This is a genomic window from Leptothoe kymatousa TAU-MAC 1615 (genome assembly GCF_018739865.1).
Lineage (GTDB): Bacteria > Cyanobacteriota > Cyanobacteriia > Phormidesmidales > Phormidesmidaceae > Leptothoe > Leptothoe kymatousa.
In genome coordinates this window covers 36467-50343 of sequence record NZ_JADOER010000003.1, presented here as the reverse complement: position 1 = coordinate 50343, position 13877 = coordinate 36467, and the positions used below count along the sequence as shown (strand labels likewise).

Annotated in this window: 17 protein-coding genes; 12 read left to right on the top strand and 5 right to left on the bottom strand. The window is 50.0% G+C overall.

Annotated features, from left to right (window positions below; genetic code table 11):
* Positions 1-19: 19 nt before the first annotated feature.
* On the top strand, positions 20-829 hold the full coding sequence (locus tag IXB28_RS01845; RefSeq protein ID WP_215616848.1) for an inositol monophosphatase family protein: 810 nt from the start codon (positions 20-22) through the stop codon (positions 827-829).
* Between the two features lie 44 nt (positions 830-873).
* On the opposite strand, the gene IXB28_RS01840 is transcribed toward IXB28_RS01845, so the two are convergent.
* Together IXB28_RS01840 and IXB28_RS01835 are read right to left on the bottom strand one after the other, a co-directional pair.
* Entirely contained in the window at positions 874-1263 is a 390-nt protein-coding gene (locus tag IXB28_RS01840) for a hypothetical protein (RefSeq protein WP_215616847.1), read from the bottom strand.
* Positions 1256-1828 (bottom strand): Panacea domain-containing protein, encoded by a 573-nt coding sequence (locus tag IXB28_RS01835; RefSeq protein ID WP_215616846.1) that lies wholly within the window; start codon positions 1826-1828, stop codon positions 1256-1258. Before IXB28_RS01835 ends, IXB28_RS01840 begins: the two co-directional genes overlap by 8 nt.
* A gap of 286 nt (positions 1829-2114) precedes the next feature.
* Here IXB28_RS01835 and IXB28_RS01830 point away from each other — a divergent pair, with 286 nt between their 5' ends.
* The 3 genes from IXB28_RS01830 (at position 2115) to IXB28_RS01820 (ending at position 4709) form a co-directional block, all read left to right on the top strand.
* Positions 2115-3023 carry an AAA family ATPase gene (locus IXB28_RS01830; RefSeq protein WP_215616845.1) on the top strand — a complete coding sequence of 303 codons (909 nt, stop codon included), beginning with the start codon at positions 2115-2117 and terminating at the stop codon, positions 3021-3023.
* A gap of 100 nt (positions 3024-3123) precedes the next feature.
* Complete coding sequence (locus IXB28_RS01825; protein WP_246559578.1) at positions 3124-3984, top strand: dienelactone hydrolase family protein; 861 nt, start codon at positions 3124-3126, stop codon at positions 3982-3984.
* 335 nt (positions 3985-4319) lie between these two features.
* Complete coding sequence (locus IXB28_RS01820; protein ID WP_215616843.1) at positions 4320-4709, top strand: nuclease A inhibitor family protein; 390 nt, start codon at positions 4320-4322, stop codon at positions 4707-4709.
* 25 nt (positions 4710-4734) lie between these two features.
* Here IXB28_RS01820 and IXB28_RS01815 read toward each other — a convergent pair whose 3' ends face one another.
* A complete protein-coding gene (locus tag IXB28_RS01815) occupies positions 4735-5772 on the bottom strand; it encodes a DNA/RNA non-specific endonuclease (protein WP_215616842.1) in 1038 nt (345 codons plus the stop codon).
* A 226-nt stretch (positions 5773-5998) separates the two neighbouring features.
* On the opposite strand from IXB28_RS01815, the gene sodN reads away from it, so the two are divergent.
* The 3 genes from sodN to IXB28_RS01800 all read left to right on the top strand — a co-directional run bounded on the left by sodN (position 5999) and on the right by IXB28_RS01800 (position 7560).
* The gene (gene sodN, locus IXB28_RS01810; RefSeq protein ID WP_215616841.1) at positions 5999-6466 is read left to right on the top strand and encodes a superoxide dismutase, Ni; all 468 of its coding nucleotides are present in this window, start codon (positions 5999-6001) and stop codon (positions 6464-6466) included.
* A gap of 73 nt (positions 6467-6539) precedes the next feature.
* Positions 6540-6935 carry a S24/S26 family peptidase gene (locus tag IXB28_RS01805; protein ID WP_215616840.1) on the top strand — a complete coding sequence of 132 codons (396 nt, stop codon included), beginning with the start codon at positions 6540-6542 and terminating at the stop codon, positions 6933-6935.
* A 130-nt stretch (positions 6936-7065) separates the two neighbouring features.
* Positions 7066-7560: a GNAT family N-acetyltransferase gene (locus IXB28_RS01800; protein WP_215616839.1), complete on the top strand. Its 495-nt coding sequence runs from the start codon at positions 7066-7068 to the stop codon at positions 7558-7560.
* Between the two features lie 25 nt (positions 7561-7585).
* On the opposite strand, the gene IXB28_RS01795 is transcribed toward IXB28_RS01800, so the two are convergent.
* The gene (locus IXB28_RS01795) at positions 7586-8029 is read right to left on the bottom strand and encodes an acyl-CoA thioesterase (protein WP_215616838.1); all 444 of its coding nucleotides are present in this window, start codon (positions 8027-8029) and stop codon (positions 7586-7588) included.
* Between the two features lie 114 nt (positions 8030-8143).
* Between IXB28_RS01795 and IXB28_RS01790 the strand changes: the two genes are divergently transcribed.
* From IXB28_RS01790 to IXB28_RS01780, 3 genes are all read left to right on the top strand, one after another.
* Positions 8144-9001, top strand: coding sequence for a universal stress protein (locus tag IXB28_RS01790; RefSeq protein WP_215616837.1), 858 nt, complete (start codon positions 8144-8146; stop codon positions 8999-9001).
* Between the two features lie 88 nt (positions 9002-9089).
* Positions 9090-9725: an SMC-Scp complex subunit ScpB gene (gene scpB / locus IXB28_RS01785; protein ID WP_246559577.1), complete on the top strand. Its 636-nt coding sequence runs from the start codon at positions 9090-9092 to the stop codon at positions 9723-9725.
* A 159-nt stretch (positions 9726-9884) separates the two neighbouring features.
* A complete protein-coding gene (locus IXB28_RS01780; RefSeq protein ID WP_215616836.1) occupies positions 9885-10244 on the top strand; it encodes a DUF760 domain-containing protein in 360 nt (119 codons plus the stop codon).
* A 214-nt stretch (positions 10245-10458) separates the two neighbouring features.
* On the opposite strand, the gene IXB28_RS01775 is transcribed toward IXB28_RS01780, so the two are convergent.
* Positions 10459-11703 (bottom strand): HhoA/HhoB/HtrA family serine endopeptidase, encoded by a 1245-nt coding sequence (locus IXB28_RS01775; RefSeq protein WP_215616835.1) that lies wholly within the window; start codon positions 11701-11703, stop codon positions 10459-10461.
* A 208-nt stretch (positions 11704-11911) separates the two neighbouring features.
* Here IXB28_RS01775 and IXB28_RS01770 point away from each other — a divergent pair, with 208 nt between their 5' ends.
* Both IXB28_RS01770 and IXB28_RS01765 read left to right on the top strand, forming a co-directional pair.
* Complete coding sequence (locus tag IXB28_RS01770; protein WP_215616834.1) at positions 11912-12757, top strand: M23 family metallopeptidase; 846 nt, start codon at positions 11912-11914, stop codon at positions 12755-12757.
* A 264-nt stretch (positions 12758-13021) separates the two neighbouring features.
* On the top strand, positions 13022-13855 hold the full coding sequence (locus IXB28_RS01765; protein WP_215616833.1) for a hypothetical protein: 834 nt from the start codon (positions 13022-13024) through the stop codon (positions 13853-13855).
* Positions 13856-13877 lie beyond the last annotated feature (22 nt).

Genomic DNA, 13877 nt, shown 5'->3' with positions numbered 1-13877 from the left:
GCCCTTCTCCAGATCTCCCATGAACCAACCCGACTGGCACCATATTCTAAATGTGGCTGAATCTGCCACTAACATGGTCGGAGCTCAGCTGCTCAAAGACTTTGGCAATGCCACCGCAGAGGAAAAAGCCGATGGTAGCCTGGTGACCCAGTCTGATAAATGGGCTGACGGTGAACTGCGAAACCATTTGCAACAGGCATTGCCCAGCCATGGCGTCCTGAGTGAAGAGGGCACCCATGTGTTCCCTACCCAGGACTTTTGTTGGATTATTGACCCCATTGATGGCACCACCAACTTTACCCGGGGCGTTCCCCTGTGGGGAATTTCCCTAGGGCTGTTGTACAAAGGCACCCCCGTCTTTGGCCATGTGTACATTCCCACCCTAGATCAACGGTTCCACGGCTTTTTTATGGGCCACTCTGGCCTAGAGGGACCTCGGGGTGCCTTTCTGGATGGTGAACCTATCCATACCTCCACCGATGCCGCTGCGGGGAGTCAGTTTTTTAGTCTCTGTGCCCGCAGCACCAAGGTGTTACACAAGCCATTTCCCTGCAAAATCCGCATGCTAGGGGTGGCGACTTACAACCTGCTCACCGTCGCTGCGGGCATTAGTTTGGGGGCCGTTGAAGCCACGCCGAAAATTTGGGATATTGCAGCGGTTTGGGCCATCACCCAAGCGGCTGGTGCCGTTTGGACCCCCTTGGAAGAGGCCGCCATTTTTCCCCTCACCGTGGGAGAGAACTATGGCAGTCGTCCCTTTCCCACGTTAGTCAGTGCTCGGGCTGAATTAGATAGCCAGTTTCGCCCCCTGGTAGATGTGATTCGATGACGGTGCGGTGCGAGCCCTATGGAGCTAACTGGTCAGCGGTTGCTTTACAGGTTCATAAAATCTTTGAGGGCATGTTTGTAGCGATTTTTGAGGCGCTTCGAGGCGAGCCCCCCTGTTTGAATGCGCGTCAGCACCGTTTGTGAACACTGGCCTTTGGCACTACGATTGCCGGTCGGCATTAGTTTTACCAGGTCTTTGGCATTTAACTCGCGGGCAAATCGGTAATTGATCACCGATTCATGGACAATAAAATTCGGCACGTCGGGCCCCGGTTCTAGAATGCAGACGGTTTCTGATTTGGGTTGACGGCTGTTGATACTGACAAAGAGATAGCGGGTTTTAGATGTTTTTGCTATGGCAACATATAAATGCTTGCCCTTCGGCGGAGTCTTAATCAAAAATGCGTCGCCGAGCCGAATGGAAACACTAGCCATCCACCACCTCGGTGTTTAGCACTTCATTTAGGTAAGCCTCACGCATGGCATCTTCTTGAATGCGAATAATTTCCGCATCGCTTTTGCCCAGATTTTTCAAAATCTCTTCTACTACAATGGGAATGGCCGATCCTTCTGGGTCTTGCCATTCCGGTAAATCATGGGTCCACTCGGCGACTTCAAAGGGGTCCAATTGCCCAAAGGTGTCATATACCTGGTGTAAAATCTCTTCTTCCTCTTCACACAGATCTCCATCTCCTGGATCGCCTAAAAGAGAAATAAAGTTGTCTTGCCGTGGGGAAATAAACATCGACCATAGCGGTAGGGCATCTTCTACCGGCAGACCTTTGACCAAGTCATATACCCCACTGAGGACGGGGCCATAGTCCATGGAAACGTAGTTGTCCCCTGTAATCGGTTGCTCCATCTGGGCTAAAGCAACGCGATCCGCAATGTATAGCATCTTCAATAACCCGAGATATTTCATTGGTTCACCATGTTGCTTTAGTAAAAAAGCAGCGGCCTGAACGGCTTTTTCTGGGTGAAACTGAAATTCAATGGTCATGGTTTTACGTTCTTATGCCGGACTTCGACCTAGGACATTCCCGGTCCTGATTAGGAACATGAAATGATCTATGTAGAGTGCTTTGGAGCGGCATCTGTGAAATAACGTCATACGGTGCTGCAGCAACGCCAGTACATTTTTATTCTAGATACAGAGCTACGCAATGTCTTCCGTAGAGTTAATGGGGGAATGTTCGTAAAAAACGTTGAATATTGGCCTGTGGGCCGATCGTTCCACAATCTTGAATGCTGTGGGTAAGCTGTAGTCAGTTCACCCAAGGGCAGCTATGCGCGATCGCATCGATCAAATTGTTCAAAACCTGAATAAAACCATTGTTGGTAAGGAAGAGCCTATTCGCCTAGTGCTAGTTGCCCTACTGTCCGGTGGCCATGTGCTACTGGAAGATGTCCCAGGTGTCGGTAAAACCTTATTAGCTAAGTCCCTGGCCCGTTGTATTGACGGCAAATTTCAGCGGGTGCAATGTACGCCCGACTTGCTGCCTAGCGATGTCACCGGTACTAATATTTGGAATCCCAGTAGTGGGGCTTTCCAGTTCATGCCAGGGCCGGTTTTTGCCAATATCCTCCTCACCGACGAAATTAACCGCGCCACCCCCCGCACCCAGTCCGCCCTGTTAGAGGTGATGGAAGAGCATCAGGTCACCCTCGACGGAGTTTCCCGACCGGTGCCCGACCCATTTTTCGTCATCGCTACTCAAAACCCGGTGGAGTATCAAGGCACCTTTCCACTCCCCGAAGCCCAAATGGATCGTTTTGCCTTGTCCCTCAGCTTGGGCTATCCCTCGGCTGATGAGGAACTGAAAATGCTGCAAAACCTCTCCCAAGGGGTAAAACCTGCTGACTTGCAGTCCTGCATAACCCTGGAAGAAATGCATAGTTTGCAGCAACAATGTCGGCAGGTCAATGTAGATACCGCTGTGCAGCAGTACATGATCAGTTTGGTGCGATCTACCCGAGAGCATGACGATGTTGCCCTTGGTGTGAGTCCGCGGGGCACCGTTGCCCTGTATCGAGCCGTCCAGGCGTTAGCGTTTCTAGAAGGTCGCGATTATGTGCTGCCTGATGACGTAAAATTCTTGGCCTCATCAGTGTTAGCCCACCGCGTGATTGCCAGCGGAGGGCATAAAAGTGCGCCAATTATTGCCCAGTTGTTAGATACGGTGGCGGTGCTTTAGAGCCCTACTGCACAGATCCCACTTCCCAAAAAATCGACTATCCTTAAGTTGCTGTTACACACTTTCTTTCCTAAAGATGCGTAAACTGCTGGGGCTCGCTTTGACTACAGCCTTACTAGCCATTGGCTGTACCCTCATTAATCCATCGACCTCCAGTCAAACCCCAGCAGCAGCCAGCCCGTCTGCTGCCATGGCAGAACTCCATAAGGATGATGTGCCAGTGGCGTCACCCATAGCCAAGGACGTTGATCCCGATACGGTGACCACTGAAGATGTGACCTATGGCACCTTGGGCGATGTTCCCTTTACGGGCTATTTGGCCAAACCCGCCGACGCATCTGCACCGCTGCCTGGACTCATTGTTATCCAAGAATGGTGGGGCCTCAACGACAATATTCGCACCATGACCCGTCGCCTAGCGGCAGAAGGCTATACGGCCTTGGCTGTCGACCTTTACGATGGCGCCGTTGCCGACAACCCCGCTGATGCCAAAACCCTAGTCCAAGCTGCGATTCAAAATTCTGACCGCCTCACTCAAAACGTTGTCGCTGCCTACAATTATCTAGTTAATGATCAGCAAACGCCAACCGTTGGCAGCATTGGGTGGTGTTTTGGCGGTTCCTGGTCTTTAAATACGGCCCTCGCCCTGCCGACGGAGCTGGATGCTGCGGTGATTTATTACGGTGGCCAAGTCTCCACCGATGCAGCTACGTTAGAACCGTTGCAAATGCCAATTCAAGGCCATTTTGGTTCCCTCGATACCAATCCATCCCCGGAGACTGTTCAAGTATTTGAGTCCGTCTTAAACGATCTCGATAAAGACGCCCAAATCTATATGTATGAGGGTGCCAACCATGCGTTTGCCAATCCCTCGGGTACTCGCTACAATGCCGAAGCCGCAGAGCTTGCCTGGGAAAGAACGATGGCGTTCCTCAACGAATATTTGCAAGACCCTAGCTAAGGTTGGATGATTACGACGGCTGGGTATGCGACGTCTGTGTGCAGAGTTGCTATCTGTTAACCTAGAGTGCTTTTCTCTAAATCTACTGGCTTACACCCAGTGACTCCACACCCAGTGCCGCACCACCAGTGCTGAGGGTGTGTTGCACTGGTGGTGCGGGTGTGACTATATCCCGTCATATGGCTGAATCTATAACGCTAGTGACGTATTGCGGACGTTGAAGCCACTTTCCATGTTCTACATTGAAAGTGTGAGTCGTTAGCCTGTGGTGAGGTATACATTTGTCTCACGATAGGTTATTCCTGCTTAAGCTAGCCCCTGTCATTTTATTCTCCATGCCCACCAGTCAAGATCTTTTCCCAGAGCTGGAAGCAGCTTGCAATAATTTGCTGTGGCGAAGTGAGTCAGATTATCCCTTTGAGGTTGTTGTTTTTCCATCGACTAATAGCCCCACTCAAATCCTGAGTGCCTATCCAGAAAATACTCCCATTAAAGCTATTAATCTTGACGACTTTTTTGGTCAGTCTACCGTGGAGAGAGCGTGGTTCGATTCCCGCGAATTAGAGCTAGTGCGGCGCTATCGCAACCTACGCGACTTGCTAGAAACCACGTTAGATAACCTACAGGTCTATCGTATAGGTGATGTGGAAATGGATGTCTATCTTGTCGGCACAACAGAGGATGGTCAAGCAATGGGCGTCAAAACCACAGTAGTAGAAACCTAATGTTTGTACTGTAATACATGCTGGTCTACCGTTGACTGCGCCGACTTTCCAGCTCGTTTTGCAAGGCCTCTGGAATATTGGACAGTAGGTTATAGCCCGTGGCTAATTCAATCCGGTCCACTGAGGTTTGGTAGCTTTGCCACTGCTCATCCAGGTTGGTGTCATTCGGCATATCCACGGCGATAATTTGGGTGCTATAGGTCACATTTTCGATGCTGGGTTCTTCATCAAAAACGACAATCACTTTCCAGGTACGGCTAGGGGGAATGACTTTGTCCTTGGCAATAGGGCGTTGCTCCCCATAGATACCCGCAATGATATACAGCGTCTTACCCTGTTGGTACATCAAGTCGCGACTGTAATTTTCTAATTCTCGCCACGGTCCTCGATTATTCTCCGCTGTTTGAGGAAAAATGTTAGTCATTAAAAATGTTGCCGAATTATCCTGCTCATTTGCGGTTCGATCGGCTGAGGGTACCATGTGGCCCCTGTCATAACCACTGCCCGTATAGTCTCGTGGTGTGACTTGATAGGTTCCTTTTGGCAAAATGCCGTCCGGGCGAAAGTCATTCTGCCGTTCGGCGGGGCCCACCCACTGGGGACTGAGGACCCAACTAGCCCAGCGCAAAACACCATGGCTTTGGCTGTAGGCGAGGGCATATTGCTCTCGGTCAATCAGGTAATTATCGATATTTTCCTGACCCCCGTGGCTGGGATTGCCCAACACCAGGTGAGGGCTATTGGAAAAATAGGTTTCCCAGTCTAGTTCTGGGGTGGTGGCAGGCCGTCGTTCACAGGCTTGCCCGTTCCCATCGCCATCTAATTTGAAAGGATCGCCTTGGAATTCATCTAAGACAAGCTGGGCTAACTCTTGGCTAATAAAGTCACCACAGTCACAGTTTTGTTCCACACAGGGTGGGAGATGGGCATTGGGATCTGATATCTCGGTGGCTAAATTTTCACAGCCGGTCAATATGCATAGGAAGGTGCCGACTGTGCTGATATGGCGAATCCAACTCCAGCTATTGCTTAAACTCTGATGCCGTTTCAATGTTTTACCCATGATGTCTATTGATGCATCCTGAGTGTACTGTGACGTTAGTACAAGGATATTATAAATATTACAAAATACATCCTTATACATCCTTTGGTATCCCCCATGGAGGTATAAGAAAACGGCAGTATACTGTTAACTGCGCTGGACTATTTTGCTGGATGATTTGATTAAATTATTGTTCAGTAGAGTGTCTAGTAAATAACCCATCAACTTGTTTAACCGATTGGTGACTATGCTCAACAACGCAATTGCATTACTAAATGCTTGGTTCCCCCCCACTGAGGTTCATGCCCACTGTGATGGTCCCTGTGGTGTTTACGATCCATCTGCTGCTCGCATCACTGCTGAAGCTGTGTTGTCGATGACGAAGAAAATTTTGGCCCTTGAAGCACCAGCAGATGCAGCTGGTAAGGCGGCCTACGCTAATACGTTGTCTCGCTATATTGCGATTAAGGAAGAACAAGCTCAAAAGACTAAGGACGATCTTCTGATTCTTTGGACTGACTATTTTAAGCCTGTCCATTTGGAGTCCTATCCCGATTTACATGACACATTCTGGAAAGCGGCCAAACTTTGTTCGGCGTGCAAAGTTGAAGTTAATCAGCAGCATGCTGAAGAACTGATGGCTGCTGTGGAGAAGATTCACAAGATCTTCTGGGCAACTAAAGGCCGTGATGTGGCTTGGTATACCGCTAGTTAGTTGCCATATAGCCAATTTTTTTCTGAATCCCGCAAGGTTTTGTTTTGCGGGATTTTTTTATGGGATCGCAAATATGGCAAACAGCGGCTGGCCAAGTATTCCGTCAGCGAGTTGGGGAGAGTATCTTCAGTGGTTGCGGCGTCGGCGCAAACGATTTGTAGTGAAGGAAACGTCCATGGTGCCTACCTTGATGCCGGGGGATACGGTCTTAGCTGAAATGGGAAGATCGGTGCAGATAGGGGATATTGCAATTCTTCGGTTACCCGGTGCGGGGATGGCGGCATCTGTGGGGACTTCCTCCGAGCTTTTGCTGGTTAAGCGGGTAAGTCAGGTCTTTTATGACGGTGGTGTCTACGTAATCAGCGATAATTCAAAGGAACCTAGCGCCCGCGATAGTCGACATTTTGGGGTCATAGCAGCAACTCAGGTGTTGGGGCGAGTGACCAGTCGTTTGACAACGGCAAAATAGTTGGGTTTATTTTGCTTGATGATGAGGATGAAATAGTCTGTCGAAAATCGCTGTGTCGAGAATTTTCAGACAAAGTTATTTTCAGTTTTAGCAATGTTAGTTTTTTACTCTGCTTTTTACGAATTGCTCCATGGCAGCTCCCATAGCTATTAGTCCTGCAACTGTTGATGATGTGCCTTTGCTGTTTGAGCTAGTTATGGCTCTCGCGGAGTATGAAAATTTGGCCCATGAGGTGACAGGCGCACCAGAGGATTTAGAAAAATATCTGTTTGGTGAGAATCCTAAGGCCTATGCCATTGTCGCTCGTATTGATGGTGCACCTGCGGGCTTTGCTTTATATTTTTTCAATTTTTCTACTTTTTTGATGAAACCTGGTATTTATTTAGAAGATCTATTTGTTTTGCCTGGATATCGCCGACGGGGAGTGGGTACGGCTATTTTTCAGTATTTAGCGCAGATTGCTTTGGCCAAAGGGTGCGGGCGCTTTGAGTGGAGTGTTTTGGATTGGAACCAACCTGCAATTGATTTTTATATGTCGAAGGGGGCGGTCATGTTGAATGATTGGCGTACCTGTCGAGTGACTGGCCAAGCCCTTGCCAATTTAGCGATTAATGATGCGCTTTGATGTGTTTTTGAGCATGTCCATACGATTATTCGCCCGGTTGAAAATATTGCTGTAGCGATTGAAGCATGGGTTGCAACTCAGGCGGTAGTTTACGCACAATTTTCCGTTTCACCATGTCGATAGGCACTAGTAAAACCTGGCCGGTCACGCACAGTGTTGGTTGGTTATGGGTGATGTCGTAGATCTCGTAAAACCAGTTTAATTTCACTTTCCGGCTGGTCTCTAAGCGTGTTTTGACTAAGCCGTTTGCGCCTAATGTCAGGGCATGATGATAGCGCAGTTGGATGTCAACAACCGGTAGGTCATACCCTGCTGCGACAAAGTCTCCAAATGCAAACTCCACAGTTCTTAGGCATTCAACCCTTGCTGTTTCCATCCATCGGATATAGTTTCCATGCCAAACAACACCGCTGTAGTCTGTGTGATGGGGCTGGACTCGAAACTTATAGTCAAACCAATGGTTAGCCATAGATCATTTGCTTACCAAACAACGAATTGTGAACCCGGCTTACTGGGATGAAAACGGCGTGATTATCATAGATATTTATACATCCTTGTGAGTCCATTCAATAGGTTTTAGTCAATGATCGAAAAGATTTTGCTTGCTAGCTCTGGTCCCGGCAACACTGAAACGATGTTCAAGGCCTTGCTGGAAATTCCTATGATTCAGCGATCGCAAGTAACCGTCCTTAAGGTAGTCCCACCCAAGCTGATGGCCAGCACCATGGGTAGCCAGATTGCCGATAGTGAGCAGCAGCTTGCGGAAACAATTTCCCGCCTCGGAATCGAGTCGTCAAAGGTGACGCCCATGCTCCGGGAAGGCGACCCCAAAGATGTGGTGTGTAAAGTGGCGGATGAGCTCGATGTCGGTTTGATCATCATGGGCTCTCGAGGCCTGGGTGGTTTGAAAGCGATCTTCAAAAATTCAGTTAGCCAATATGTGTTTCAACTGTCGTCACGGCCTATGTTGTTGGTGAAGGATGAGCTCTACAGCATCCGCCCCATTAAGCGGGTTTTAGTGGCCCTAGATGAGTCGGATATGTCTAAGGAGTCGCTCAAGGTAGCCATTGACTTGACCCGCGACGTCAAAGGCAGTGAACTGGTTTTTGTTCATACCCTTTCTAACCTGCGCAACTCTGTGGCTGAAGCCATCAATGCGAATCCCTCCACCGATCCTGTGCTGGCCCCTGCCATTGCCGAAGCCAAGCGTTATCGCATTAACTATCGTTGTGTTGCGCCCGAAGGTAAGCCCGGTGAACGGATTTGCCAACTGGCGGATGAATTGAGCGTGAATCTGTTAGTTTTGGGGTCGCCCGATCGCCGTCCATCCATTGCGAAAGGGTTGCCAGATATTGACCGCTTGCTGGGTGGGTCTTTGTCTGACTATGTTCGGATCAATGCTCCCTGCCCGGTGCTATTGACCCGGATTGCGTCCAACTAACGCGTCTCGTCCATTACACTTCCATGGAGATGAGTAAAGGATAGAACCGTTTGATATCCTTTATCCACTTTTGTCAGCGTTTGTGACTATGGCGTCTTTATCCCACACCATTGAAGCCATCCTCTATCTCAAGGCTAAGCCTTTGACTATTGCTCAGATTGCGGAGTATGCGAGCTGCGATCGCGAAGCGGCTGGAGAAGGCATCATTCAGCTCATGGGGGAGTATGCCCATCGGGAAGGCGCGTTAGAGATCGCTGAAACGGAAAGTGGCTATAGCTTGCAGCTGCGTCAGCCCTTTAAACCCCTATTGGATGAGCTGATTCCTTTAGATATTGGCTTAGGGGCTCTACGCACCTTGGCTGCGATCGCGATGCGTGGCCCCCTGAGCCAAACGGACCTTGTGGATTTACGGGGATCCGGTGCCTATGGCCATGTGCATGACCTGGTAGATCAAGGGCTAGTGCGTCGCCGTCGCCAGTCAGATGGACGTTCGTTTTGGCTGCAAGTGACGGAGAAATTTTACCAGCGGTTTGAAATTGATAAACTTCCGCAAATTAATTTGCCAGAAACGTCAGATCCCACACCTCAGTCGGAGGACATAGCCGCCGAAACTGCCACCCCTGCGGAGGCAGAATCCGCCAGTGAAGAACAGGAAGCCGTGGTGCTGGATGCGGCTACTGGCGAGGAAAATGCCCCTGAAGCCTCAGTTGTCACCGAATCCTAAAAAGTTCATTAAGCTACGGACAGCCGTAAGGATACTGTTGGCAGGCATGATGGCTTAGGGCATCTTGGATGCAGACAGTTCACACTGAATCTTCGTGTAACGGCTGGTTGAAATCGGCATTATCACGCTAAGGTAATTAGGAGCAATACATAGACATTTATGTTTAATCCCGATAGCACCCAATTCATCGGCATGGGGTCTGATGATGCGCAGGTTAATCAACTGCTTAAGTACTTGCAACATCAGCCACCTGAAGTGCTATCTCGTGTTGCCCAGTCTGTGAGTGGCGAGATCAAACAAATTATTTCCCAAAATGTTCAGGGATTAATTGGTGTACTCCCGTCCGAAGGATTTAACGTCCAGGTGACGACCGATCGCGAGAATTTAGCTGGTTTACTAGCATCGGCGATGATGACAGGATATTTCCTGCGCCAGATGGAGCAACGCATGGAGCTAGAATCGAGTCTTTCTGGGATTTCGGCTTTGGATACCGATACGGAGAGCGACTTGGCAGAGTAGCGTTCTGAACGGGACGGGCAGCTCTGTGTTTGTATAGCTCTTCAACGGTTCAAGGATTTATAGTCTATGAATCCTTAGTTATTTTGAACCAGAAATAAAAACAAAAATCAGGATGGTGGGGCCGCTTTAAGATTAGCCCGCCATCCTGATTTTTTTATTGCCCAGGCTACTTCAACGTGTCTGGCATTTTAGCCTGATTTTTTTATTGCCCAGGCTACTTCAACGTGTCTGGCATTTTAGTCGGTTTGATTTGTAATGTTTTAGCTTTCCCTTGGCGATCAATTTCAACGGTCAGGGGTTCACCGATTTCGCTATCTTCCACCTGGGACTGGACATCGGTGGCGGTCATCACCTTGGTGTCGTTGACTTTAATAATCACGTCACCCCGCTCGATGCCACCTGCTTCTGCCGGCGTGCCTTCCATCACGCGGATCACCATGACTCCAGATTCTGCCACCAGGTTAAAGCCAATATCGCTATCTTTATTGATGCGATCGCGCATTTCTGGATCCAGGTTAATCATCTGAATGCCCAAATAGGGATGCTGCACCTCGCCATCTTCAAACAGCTGGTCGCCAATGCGTTTAGCCGTTTCAATGGGGATGGCAAAGCCCAGACCTTGAGCGCCAGCGCGAATCGCTGTGTTCATGCCAATCACGTTGCCTTGGGCATCGAGCAGAGGTCCGCCTGAGTTGCCTGGGTTAATGGCCGCGTCTGTTTGAATAAACTGCACCCGTTTATCGGAAATGCCCACTTGGGAGCTGGTGCGGCCTAGGGCGCTAATGATGCCAGCGGTGACCGTATTATCGAGGCCCAATGGGTTGCCAATTGCGATCGCCCACTGACCGGCGGCCAAATTCTCCGTATTCCCCAAGGGCGCGGTGGGTAAATTTTTCCCATCAATTTTTACAACCGCAACATCAGTCACAGGGTCGGTGCCCAGCACCTTCCCTTGAAATGTGCGCCCATCGTTCAGGGTGACGGTGACGGTGTCAGCCCCTTCTACCACATGGGCATTGGTCATCACCTTGCCGTCGCTACTCAGAATAAAGCCAGACCCCGTGCCTTGTTCTAAGCGTTCGGGGAGCTGCTCTTCTAGGGGAGGGAGCTCATCGGCAAAGAACCGTTTGAAAAAAGGATGTTCGAAGGTATCTGTCACCCCGCGCACCGATCGGGAGGCATCAATACGCACAACGGCAGGGCCTACCTGTTCAGCGGCAGCTGCAATAAAATTTGGGTTATCAATGGGGAGAGAGCTGCGCTGCTGGGTTTGGGTATTTTCTTCGGTTGCCTCTGCTGATTTGACTGTGGTCCGTGACACTGACGTAGCAATGGGCAGCTCATTATCCTGGTCTTCAACGACCGGGGTGAAAAAATAGCTACGACTAGCCCAACCGGCACCGCTGCCAACTAGAAGTAAACCAACATATAAACCGACTTGTTTTGGAGAAAATCCCATTTATGCTTCCCCACAGGGTGAAATGTATGAGGGCTTTGACGACTCTACCTTAGCGGAGGTTCGCTTGGAAATGCACTGATTTGAGACCATATCCATGTCTAAGCTTTACCTATGTTACTGAATGCTGGTGTCCTTACCTGGGCTTTTTAAGGTTGCTTCCAGAAGCGTTTAAATCTGGCACTGTTCATAACTCTGGGGTGTTTCTAGAATGCACATATTCCCAAAAATTCATAACGTTCTATTACTCAGCTTAAATATTGCGTTGGTGCCCATGGCGCTGGCGTCGCCTGTTTTGGCATCGGCTTGTCCAGAATCAGCCTTGTCACAGTTGCGCACCCATCGCGCGGGGGCAGGCGAGTCCCTGGACGCAGTCGCCGCTCAATATGGATTGCAGCCCTCTACATTAGTTATGGCTAATCCGAGCTTGCCTACCCAGGGTGCATTGCCGCCAGGGCAAGCCGTGGCCGTGCCTCCCTTTAATGGCACGGTGGTGCAGGTTAGTCATAACCAAACCTGGCAATCATTGGCTGAACGCCATGAGACGAGGGCCGATCTTTTATTTGAGGTCAATGGCTGTCCTGAAAAATTACCGAAACAGGTCTTTATTCCGGGGGGGAACTCTAGGATTGCTGCCGTTGTGCCAGTGTCTTTGTCCTATCCTTTGCCAGCCCCAGCCCCCGTGGTGTTGAGTTATGGCTGGCAGCCCCATCCCCAACGCGATGAACTTATTTTTAACAGTGGCATTGCCCTGGCAACGTCCTCAGAGACAGGCGTGATCGCTGCTGCTGATGGCACAGTGGCCTTTGTGGGTGACTATAACGGAGCTGCCATGGTTATTATTAATCATCGGGATGGGGTGCAGACTCGTTATGGTAACTTGGCCAACTCTGATGTAGAGGTGGGTAGTGTCGTTACCCAAGGCGATACCTTAGGCACTGTAGCGGGTGATCCGCGCAGCTCATTTGTGTATTTTGAAGTTCGGACCAACTCTGAAGAGGGTTGGGTTGCGCGTGATCCAGGGCAGTATTTGTCTGAATTAGACTTGCAGCAGTAGTGAACGCTAGAGGTTAAGTCACTTAGCCAATTTTCTGAAGAATTGCAGAGCAATGCTAGTCATCTTGATAAAGAAGGCTTACAATGCCGGTATTCTACGTCACAGTTATTGGTGAGGGTGCTTTTATAAGGAACGTATTGTGCTATGGCTAAGCATCCAACTTTGTTTAAACGCTTTGCTAGGAAGTCAAAAATGCTTCTTGGCAGCACTTCGAGGCGTTTAACAAGGGCACAGAACCATCAGAAAATTAATAAGTCTGTTAAGTTGAAAACCTCTCCAGCCGCCGCTTCTCCAGCTGCTGAGAAGGAACAGCCCCTGCGCCAGCCTACTCCGAAGGCTACCCGAAAAGGAGGCTCCCCGAGGCCAGTGAAGCCATTTGCTAAGCCTCGGAGTCTTTGGTCAAGTTTATTTTTGGTCCACCCCTGGCTCTTAGTGGGGGCCTTGTGGATAACGTTTATTGCCATGATTGCGATCGCCCTCGTGGGCTTATCCAATCCGGGCCGTGAACTCGCCTTAGATCCCATTCACTCTGTCAATGAACCGCCGTTGAGTGCCCCTGATGTGGCAGCGGCTTCTCGACTATCGACGCTGGATGCGGACGGTGATTTTACCCATCGCGATCCAGCCGCCATTACGCCTCAGGCTGTCGCTGAAAAAGACATGCCTGCCTGGCCTTTATTGCTCATGGTGTTGGCCTGTGCCGGTGGCTGCATGCTGATGTCCCAGCAGGGAATAACCTTGAGCAGCGAATCTCGACGGAGCAAACGTCGGGCAGCTCCCCAGCCATCTGTGCCACGACCTGTCAGGTCGGTTGCCGTGGGCGGTGGTCGCAAGCGTCGTAAACAAAGACGAGTCGCCCCTCACCGCCCTGCGTCTCAGGTAATGGCATTTCGGACGGGCCACAAGCTGCGCCACACGACTCCAGGGCCGAAACCTGCGCCATCCAAGCCAGTATCTTTTGCTGTTAAAGGAGACTCATCCGCCAAGCCAGTGAGCGTTGTGCCGGCGGATGAATCTTCTCCGCTAGATTGGAAGGAAGGCAGTCTTGCCCACAAATTAGACGTTCGTCAGCAGCGCTCCATTAACTCGTTTCTTTAGTGCCGCTGGCGATGGGAGGCGG

Bases quoted from the DNA above. Each gene is read 5' to 3' on its own strand.
- IXB28_RS01845 (WP_215616848.1), top strand. From the start codon at position 20: ATGAACCAACCCGACTGGCACCATATTCTAAATGTGGCTGAATCTGCC.
- IXB28_RS01840 (WP_215616847.1), bottom strand. From the start codon at position 1,263: ATGGCTAGTGTTTCCATTCGGCTCGGCGACGCATTTTTGATTAAGACT.
- IXB28_RS01835 (WP_215616846.1), bottom strand. From the start codon at position 1,828: ATGACCATTGAATTTCAGTTTCACCCAGAAAAAGCCGTTCAGGCCGCT.
- IXB28_RS01830 (WP_215616845.1), top strand. From the start codon at position 2,115: ATGCGCGATCGCATCGATCAAATTGTTCAAAACCTGAATAAAACCATT.
- IXB28_RS01820 (WP_215616843.1), top strand. From the start codon at position 4,320: ATGCCCACCAGTCAAGATCTTTTCCCAGAGCTGGAAGCAGCTTGCAAT.
- IXB28_RS01815 (WP_215616842.1), bottom strand. From the start codon at position 5,772: ATGGGTAAAACATTGAAACGGCATCAGAGTTTAAGCAATAGCTGGAGT.
- sodN (WP_215616841.1), top strand. From the start codon at position 5,999: ATGCTCAACAACGCAATTGCATTACTAAATGCTTGGTTCCCCCCCACT.
- IXB28_RS01805 (WP_215616840.1), top strand. From the start codon at position 6,540: ATGGCAAACAGCGGCTGGCCAAGTATTCCGTCAGCGAGTTGGGGAGAG.
- IXB28_RS01800 (WP_215616839.1), top strand. From the start codon at position 7,066: ATGGCAGCTCCCATAGCTATTAGTCCTGCAACTGTTGATGATGTGCCT.
- IXB28_RS01795 (WP_215616838.1), bottom strand. From the start codon at position 8,029: ATGGCTAACCATTGGTTTGACTATAAGTTTCGAGTCCAGCCCCATCAC.
- IXB28_RS01790 (WP_215616837.1), top strand. From the start codon at position 8,144: ATGATCGAAAAGATTTTGCTTGCTAGCTCTGGTCCCGGCAACACTGAA.
- scpB (WP_246559577.1), top strand. From the start codon at position 9,090: ATGGCGTCTTTATCCCACACCATTGAAGCCATCCTCTATCTCAAGGCT.
- IXB28_RS01780 (WP_215616836.1), top strand. From the start codon at position 9,885: ATGTTTAATCCCGATAGCACCCAATTCATCGGCATGGGGTCTGATGAT.
- IXB28_RS01775 (WP_215616835.1), bottom strand. From the start codon at position 11,703: ATGGGATTTTCTCCAAAACAAGTCGGTTTATATGTTGGTTTACTTCTA.
- IXB28_RS01770 (WP_215616834.1), top strand. From the start codon at position 11,912: ATGCACATATTCCCAAAAATTCATAACGTTCTATTACTCAGCTTAAAT.